Below are 4,340 nucleotides of genomic sequence, written 5' to 3' on the forward strand. Positions count from 1 at the left end.
CAATTTGAGGTTGATGAATCTGCGATCGTCACCGGCGCTGTCACCTTAGCCTATGCGGCTTACCAATATTGGAAACACCAGTAACTATGTCAGGATCGAAAATACACAAGCTTGTAGGGTGCGTAATGGCATAACGATTTTAGATTTTAAATTTAGGTCTAGGGTGCGTCTGGGATAAAATTTGCTCGGTGTAAAGTTTATTTGCGCCTACCTACTTAACAGAATTCTGGCAACTAAACCACCTTATCTTCCGGAATCCCGCTCTAGCAGCCGCCAAATGTGCTAACTTACAATCAAAAATCCCCCATTTTCAACTATCGCGAGACAGATAACCGTGTTCGCTCAAGCACCTCCCACTCCCAATTACAAATGGTTTAGCTGCGTTTCTAGCACTGTTTTCACCGCATTGTGCCTGTTGCCCATTTTCAGCGCTGCGGGATACGCCCAAACTCCCCAAAATAGACCGATCAAAATTGGCGTAGTGCAGCGGTTTGGTACCAAAGCAACCGACAAACTGACGCTGAAAGCATTACCGGGCGACAGCTTAACTTTGCGTTACAAAACTCCTCAAGGCATAGAAACCAAAACTGCTGCTAGCATCAAGTTAGAAATAGCCCCGAAACCACTGGAAACGCCTGCAGTAGAAGAACGAGTGGTACTAAGTTCTCACCGCAGTTTTGAGAGTGCTGAAGACAGCGCCAATCAGTGGCGAACCCAGGGAATAGAAGTAGAAATTGCTCAACCTTTGCGCTGGCAAGTTTGGGCAAAAAGAGATGTTTATAACTCTCCTTTGGTGCGGCGCTGGCTGTTGCAAAGTTTGCAAGCTCAAGGGAACAGAACAGCTTTTTTGGATTCCAAAGTTTTTAAACAAGTACCCCAAGCATTTTGGGTTTTAAACGGCTTTCGTTTCAACCGCAATGAGTTGGATGTGACGGCGGGGAAAAATGTGATTGAGGTATTGGAACAAACCACCCACGAGGCGACAGCTACTGAACCAGAAAAAGCAATTCAACAAACTCGCCGTTATGGCGGCAATTTGCGGCTCCAAAAAAATGCTTACGGCACTTATACTTTAGTGAATGAAGTGCTGACCGAAACTTACTTGCGGGGTGTTGTTCCTCACGAAATTGGGGCTTTTTCGCCTTACGCTGCAATTGTAGCTCAAACTATTTTAGCGAGAACCTACGCCCTGAGAAATTTGCGCCGTTTTGCTGTGGATAATTATGAGTTGTGCGCTGATGTTAACTGCCAAGTTTATCAAGGTTTGACGGAGGTTTACCCGCAAAGCGATAAGGCGATCGCCCAAACGAGCGGTTTGGTGCTAACTTACGAAAATCAGTTAGTAGACGCGCTCTATTCCGCCTCTAGCGGCGGCGTGACAGCCTCTTTTAACGATGTGTGGCAGGGCGCGGAACGTCCATATTTGCGATCGATCGTCGATTCCCCTAACAATGTCTGGGATTTGTCCAAGCAGAGTTTGTCTGACGAAAACAACTTCCGCCGCTTTATCAGTTTGGAAAAAGGGTTTAATGAAGAAAAAGAAGACACTTTTCGGTGGCGCGAACCCGCTTCTTTGACCGCGATTGGTGGATTTCTCAAACAGTATCTTCAGAAAAAACAGCACCCGCTGGCTAATTTTAAAACTGTCACTCAGGTTGAAGTAGTGGAAAGGTCGCTTGCAGGTCGAGTTTTGAAAATGAAGGTTCAAACTGACTTGGGCCCCATCGATATCGACAAAGACGAGATTCGCAATGCTTTTTACCCGCCGATCAGCACGCTTTTTTACCTAGAACCAATTTACAATCCCGACAAAACTCTCAACGGTTATGCTTTTGTCGGAGGCGGTTTCGGACACGGGGTGGGAATGAGTCAGACTGGTGCTTACAATTTGGCTAATTTGGGCTGGAACGGATCTCAAATTCTGGGCTTTTATTTTCCCGGCGCTCAAGTTGTGCCCCTCAGCGATGCCATTACATTTTGGCGCGAATAGTTTATCAGACTCTGCTTCATAGTCGGCGATTTTCCTAGCCCCTAAACAAACTTTCGTCTCTCTCGCTTGAGACTAAATATTAGTCCTAAAACTTTTAGATTTTAGACTTTGGATTCTAGATTGGTTTCACAGTTAATCTAAAATCTGCCATCTAAAATCTAAAATTATTGGGTCAGCTATCTGCTCAAACAGCTACGAATTCATAGATGGGAGTGAGACATTGCTGACGGCTTGGTTGCAGTGTTAGACACAGAAACCCGGTTTCTTAACATAATTGCGCTATTTCAGCTTAATTTTGGAAAGGAGAAACCGGGTTTCTTAGGGTATCACGCAGAGCGTCCTTTCTTAGTAGAGCGATTCTTCTTGGTGAGTTTCGATCGTACAGTCAGACTTGGGATAGGCGACGCAGGTGAGGACAAATCCGGCCTCGATTTGGTCGTCGTCTAAGAAAGATTGGTCGGATTGGTCAATTTCGCCTTTCGTGATTTTGCCGGCGCAGGTGGAGCAAGCACCAGCGCGACAAGAGTAGGGGAGGTCCAGTCCTGCTTCTTCCGCAGCATCGAGAATGTAAGTATCGTCATCAACGTCAATGGTCTGGTTAATTCCTTCGGCTTCGCTGATGAGGGTAACTTTGTAAGTTGCCATGCACTAATCCTCTCAAAAATTCAACAAGATTTATAATTTTTCCTAATGCAACCTTCAAGGCTCTATTAGCTTTGAGGTTAGCTCTTAGGTTTGTTCCCTCTATGATAGTAGGGGATAGAAGGGAGGTTGACACACTTAGTTACAAAACATTTGAATGGGATTAGTTATAACTTTTTCTAATTTCATCTTGATTACTTATACCTATGTTGGGTTCAGCCTTGTGATACTGTTGCCGCAAGACTTGCGCTAAACCACCGGGTTTCTAGGAAAAATCCTATTTTGATCCCTACAGCACAAAAACCGGCTTGTTGGTATGCGGTGTATCGATCGAGTTTCAGCAAGGCCGGCTACAAGGTAAGCTCCGGCAGGCGGTCAAATGTATAGTTAGATCGCATCAAGACTTGGGTGTTGAAGGCTCGATCGAATAAATCGCACCACAACCACAGCTTAAAATCTGCGCGGTAGAACCCTAAAGCCCTGCACCGCAAGTCTGTAACTATCTAAAATCTTAAATCTCAAATCCCATGACTAATATTGATACTCGCTTTGGTTTTTCGGTTAATTCTCCAATTCGCGTGGGGATTGTGGGTACTGGTTTTGCCGCTAAGTTGAGGGCCGAGACAATTCAAGCTGATGGGCGATCGCACTTGGTAGCGGTTGCTGGGCACACCCCGGAGAAAACCGCAGCATTTTGTCAAGGCTTTGGGGCAGAAGCTGCGGTTTCCTGGCGCAAGCTGGTAGAAAGAGACGATTTAGATTTGGTGATTGTCTGTACGGTGAATCGGGATCACGGGGCGATCGTCCTGGCGGCGCTAGAAAATGACAAGCACGTTGTGGTGGAATATCCTCTATCTTTAGACGTATTTGAAGCAGAAAGGGCGATCGAACTTGCCACCCAAAAGCAAAAACTCCTCCACATCGAACACATCGAACTGTTAGGCGGTTTGCACCAAGCAATCAAAGAATCTTTGCCATTAGTCGGTAAAGTTTTTTACGCCCGCTACCTTACTATGACTCCTCAACATCCAGCGCGACAGCGGTGGACTTATCAACATTCCCTCTTTGGGTTTCCGTTAGTTGGTGCAATTTCGCGACTGCACCGATTTACCGATTTGTTCGGGGAAGTGACAAGCGTTAACTGTCAAGCTCAATTTTGGGACTCTCAGCCGGATTTCTACAAAGCTTGTTTGTGCAACGCACAGTTGCGCTTGGCCAATGGAGTTGTCGCTGAAGCTGTTTATGGAAAGGGAGAGACTTTTTGGCAGTCAGAAAACATTTTTACCATCTACGGAGAAGCAGGAACGCTGGTTTTCACTCCAGAATCCGGTCAATTAATTCAGGGAGAAAATCGCCGCAATATCCAAGTAGGAACGCGGCGCGGTTTGTTTGCCAAAGACACCGATATGGTGTTGGAATATTTATCAAACGGTACACCTTTGTACGTGGATAAGGCTAGTAGCTTGTACGCTTTGAAGGTGGCAGATGCTGCGAGGCGCTCTAGTGAGACTAGGCAAAATATAGCTGTTGGTAATTAACCATTGGAGATGATAATTTTGCAGTAAGGAATTCAGTCCTCAGTTGATGCTTTTAGTCAATTAGGATTCTTCGTGCTTACTACGAACAACTTTTATTTAGGGCTTGCTGAATAATTGATCGCTTTTTGGCGATCGGGAGTGATCGATTATTCAACCAGAGTTAAAGATGA

At 45.5% G+C, this 4,340-nt stretch carries 3 protein-coding genes; 2 read left to right on the plus strand and 1 reads right to left on the minus strand.

Translation table 11 applies throughout. The features are described 5' to 3' along the window. Positions 1-334 precede the first annotated feature (334 nt). Positions 335-1,990: a SpoIID/LytB domain-containing protein gene (locus QUA45_RS28035; protein WP_333101173.1), complete on the plus strand. Its 1,656-nt coding sequence runs from the start codon at positions 335-337 to the stop codon at positions 1,988-1,990. Between the two features lie 345 nt (positions 1,991-2,335). On the opposite strand, the gene QUA45_RS28040 is transcribed toward QUA45_RS28035, so the two are convergent. Continuing rightward, positions 2,336-2,635, minus strand: coding sequence for a ferredoxin (locus QUA45_RS28040; protein WP_106149950.1), 300 nt, complete (start codon positions 2,633-2,635; stop codon positions 2,336-2,338). A 524-nt stretch (positions 2,636-3,159) separates the two neighbouring features. Between QUA45_RS28040 and QUA45_RS28045 the strand changes: the two genes are divergently transcribed. Beyond that, entirely contained in the window at positions 3,160-4,170 is a 1,011-nt protein-coding gene (locus QUA45_RS28045; protein WP_333223149.1) for a Gfo/Idh/MocA family oxidoreductase, read from the plus strand. Positions 4,171-4,340 lie beyond the last annotated feature (170 nt).

The organism is Microcoleus sp. Pol12A5 (assembly GCF_036701435.1).
Taxonomy (GTDB): Bacteria; Cyanobacteriota; Cyanobacteriia; order Cyanobacteriales; family Microcoleaceae; genus Microcoleus.

What these genes read in the sequence shown, in the direction of transcription:
- QUA45_RS28040 (WP_106149950.1), bottom strand. Translation starts at nt 2,635, where the DNA reads ATGGCAACTTACAAAGTTACCCTCATCAGCGAAGCCGAAGGAATTAAC.
- QUA45_RS28045 (WP_333223149.1), top strand. Translation starts at nt 3,160, where the DNA reads ATGACTAATATTGATACTCGCTTTGGTTTTTCGGTTAATTCTCCAATT.